This window comes from Pelatocladus sp. BLCC-F211 (assembly GCF_041928655.1).
In the GTDB taxonomy this organism is placed as follows: Bacteria; Cyanobacteriota; Cyanobacteriia; order Cyanobacteriales; family Nostocaceae; genus Pelatocladus.
In genome coordinates, this window is sequence record NZ_JBHFLM010000239.1 from 1 (window position 1) to 3,080 (window position 3,080).

Below are 3,080 nucleotides of genomic sequence, written 5' to 3' on the forward strand. Positions count from 1 at the left end.
CTTATATCTTGCACCTCTGGGGATAAACCACTAATTAGGCAATAGGAGTGTAAAAAAGTGACTCCAGAAGTGAGAAAAGTTTTAAGTAGAAAAAAGAAGCTTATATAACTAAACAAGATGTGAAATTACGTAAATGACTAAAGACAGGTGATCGCTACGTTGAAAGAGTAGTTGAATTTGCACACAAGGGCAGAAATATGAGAGAAAAGGGCGTGAAAAGCATAATGAAAAGCAAGAAAAATGATCTCAATTCTTGCCCACGCCCAAGGGCTAGTTTACACTCTGCTGTCGTTGATGCCCTCTAGATATCAGCAACAGAACCTAGAAGCAATGTTAGGATTATTCCTACAAGCACAAGGAAAACCTTTACCAGAACACTCTCAAAGTAAGTCTGCCAGTGCCTTAAGCCGATTTCTAAATATTTATGATTGGTCAACCCGTAGTGTAATTCGCACTACTCGCGCTCGTATTATTCAGGAGATTTTGTCACACTGCCCAAAAGGGCGCAAACCTTGTTTACAAGTGATTATTGACCTGACAACTTTAGAGAAATGTGGCAAATTTGCACAATTCAAGGATTTAATCCGTGTCTACAACGGAAAACGAGGTTTGCATTTGGTTGTGGTGTATTTGGTTGTGGGTAAATGGAGAATTCCTTGGAGTTTTCGTGTATGGAGGGGAAAAGGTACTTCCTCTCCTGCACAGTTGGGATTAAAGTTGGTCAAATGTTTGCCAAAAAAATTAACCCAGCACTTCCAGGTGATGATCCTTGTAGATACTGCATTCGGCAGTGTGGAATTTCTACATGGTGTGCGAAAGCTCAAATATCACGTCATTGCTGGTATCGCTTGTACTCGTAAATTAACTTCGGGATACAGCGTTTCTCAATTACATAAACGCGGACAACTCCTGCGTCTTCGAGGTTTAAAGTTTCCTGTTTATGTATCTTGGTACTATTTCAAGCGTGATGATGGCAAGTATGAAAAACGCTTTGTCTTGTCTACTAAAGCTCTCAAACCCAGCACCATTTCTTGGTGGGGGAAACGACGATGGCAGATAGAGGGTTGGTTTAAAACTGCCAAACACCGTTTCGGTTTACACCGTTTTGGACAAGGAACACTCTTAGGCGTTTACCGCTGGTTGATACTGTCTTTGATTGCCTATATCTTGGCCCATTGGGCTTACTTATCTACAACGATTGCATCTACAAATTTACCCAATTGGGGACAAGCCGCAGAAATTGCATTCCAAATTATCTTTCCACAATTAGTGTTGTTACTTCTTTTACAAGACATTGAACGTCTGAGAAACTTGGCACTTAGTAATGGAATTGACATTCAAATTTCCAGGTGCAAGATATAAGCTACTGTGTCTCCCCAAGTCTACAAATCTTTGAGTGAAGTTTTTCCACTAACAACTTCACAACTTAAGTTTATGTGTTTTCGACTCACACCTGAAATAGAAAAAAAAGATGGTAACAGATTAAGCTATCATTTTAGTCGAAAACTGTCCGAAACTGTTGTGATATGGCATCACCCTTATTTTTGGGTTTTGGTATCTTCTAATAAACAAATACCCAACAAGGATGAATTGCAAGCAACTCTAATAATAATTCAAGATGAAGTAGACGACTTTAAGGAACGTTTATTTGGTTTTCAATCAGTACGTCATCCTCAATTAACACCATTCATTATTTCTCTTTTTGCGGTTCAAGTATTAAATAAAACTAAATTTGACCATCCAATTGCTTTCTCTAATAATGGAGTTATAGTCAGAAGAGAACCAGAGTTTTGGACAGAAACTATCGAATTACAAGGTAGTTTACATCCTGCTCTGACTTTAACAGTTAGCAGTAGCATTGTGTTTCGTGAAAATCTAGCTGAATTTTACGAAAAACATCATCAAATGCAAAAACCAGAAGAGTTTTTAATAGGCTTTAAAGTTCAAGAAATTGAACGAGGTAATAAGGCAACAATTGTAGGTCTGGTTGGAACCATTGGAGAATATAGAGATCAACTTTTGGAAAAAGCTACTGGTTCAACTAGTAAACAAGCACTGCGAGAAGCACCAGACAACCAACCTGTAGTTGCTATACAGTTTGGTAAGGATACAAAGCAGTTTCATTATGCTATGGCGGCTTTGCGTCCCTGTGTGACATCTGAGACAGCTAATCAATTTGAAGTGGAATATGGCAAGCTACTGAAGGCTACTAAAATTATCCATCAAGAAAGGACTAATCTCTTAGCTTCCTATAAAGAAACAGCCCAAGCTGCTTTAAGGGCTTATGGAATGCAATTGGAACTTAGTATCAACAGTCGTGACTATCCAAGCTTGTTCTGGGAACCTCCGGTTAAATTAGAGGACATAACTTTGCTTTTTGGCAACGGTATTACTGGCAAGAGAACTGAAATTCTCAAAGGATTATCAACTGGTGGTGTTTATCGTCGTCACACTAAATTTAAAGATAAATCAAAAGTAATTCGGATTGCGGCCCTGAAGCTGTGCGATGCAACAGTATCTTTATTTCTGGATCAGTTAACTCAACGTCTGGCAAAATATGGCTTTAAAAGTGAGGTAATTACAAAAACACCGTTATCAATTAAAAACTTGACTAAAACTGAAGCAAGAGCAGCAGTTGAGAGAACTGTCAATGAATTAGTTGAGATACCGCATGACATTGTTTTGGCGTTTTTACCTGAAAGCGATCGCCATACTGATGATACAGATGAAGGTAGCTTCTACCATCAAATTTACTCTTTGCTACTTCGTCGTCAGATTGCCAGCCAGATAATTTATGAGGATACCTTAAGTGATTCTGGGAAGTATCAGTATATTTTGAACCAAGTGATTCCAGGAATTCTGGCAAAACTGGGTAATTTACCTTTCATTCTGGCTGAACCTTTAGATATAGCTGATCATTTTATTGGTTTGGATATTTCTACTGGAGTTTAGACTAAGCCATGCAAAAAGACCCAGCAGGGCTGAGTTAATCAGAGACTTAGCAAAAGTATGAATAATCTTAGGTATTAAACAGCAACCGATGGTTTTTTCCGTGGTCGGGTTACGGTTTTTTTAACAAT

At 38.4% G+C, this 3,080-nt stretch carries 1 protein-coding gene and 1 pseudogene; both read left to right on the top strand.

The annotated features are described in order from the left end of the window. Window positions 1-240: 240 nt before the first annotated feature. Window positions 241-1,311 (top strand): annotated as a pseudogene (locus ACE1AT_RS28580) (transposase); the annotation flags it as partial. A 57-nt stretch (window positions 1,312-1,368) separates the two neighbouring features. Next, on the top strand, window positions 1,369-2,952 hold the full coding sequence (locus ACE1AT_RS28585; protein WP_374874529.1) for a stem cell self-renewal protein Piwi: 1,584 nt from the start codon (window positions 1,369-1,371) through the stop codon (window positions 2,950-2,952). Window positions 2,953-3,080 lie beyond the last annotated feature (128 nt).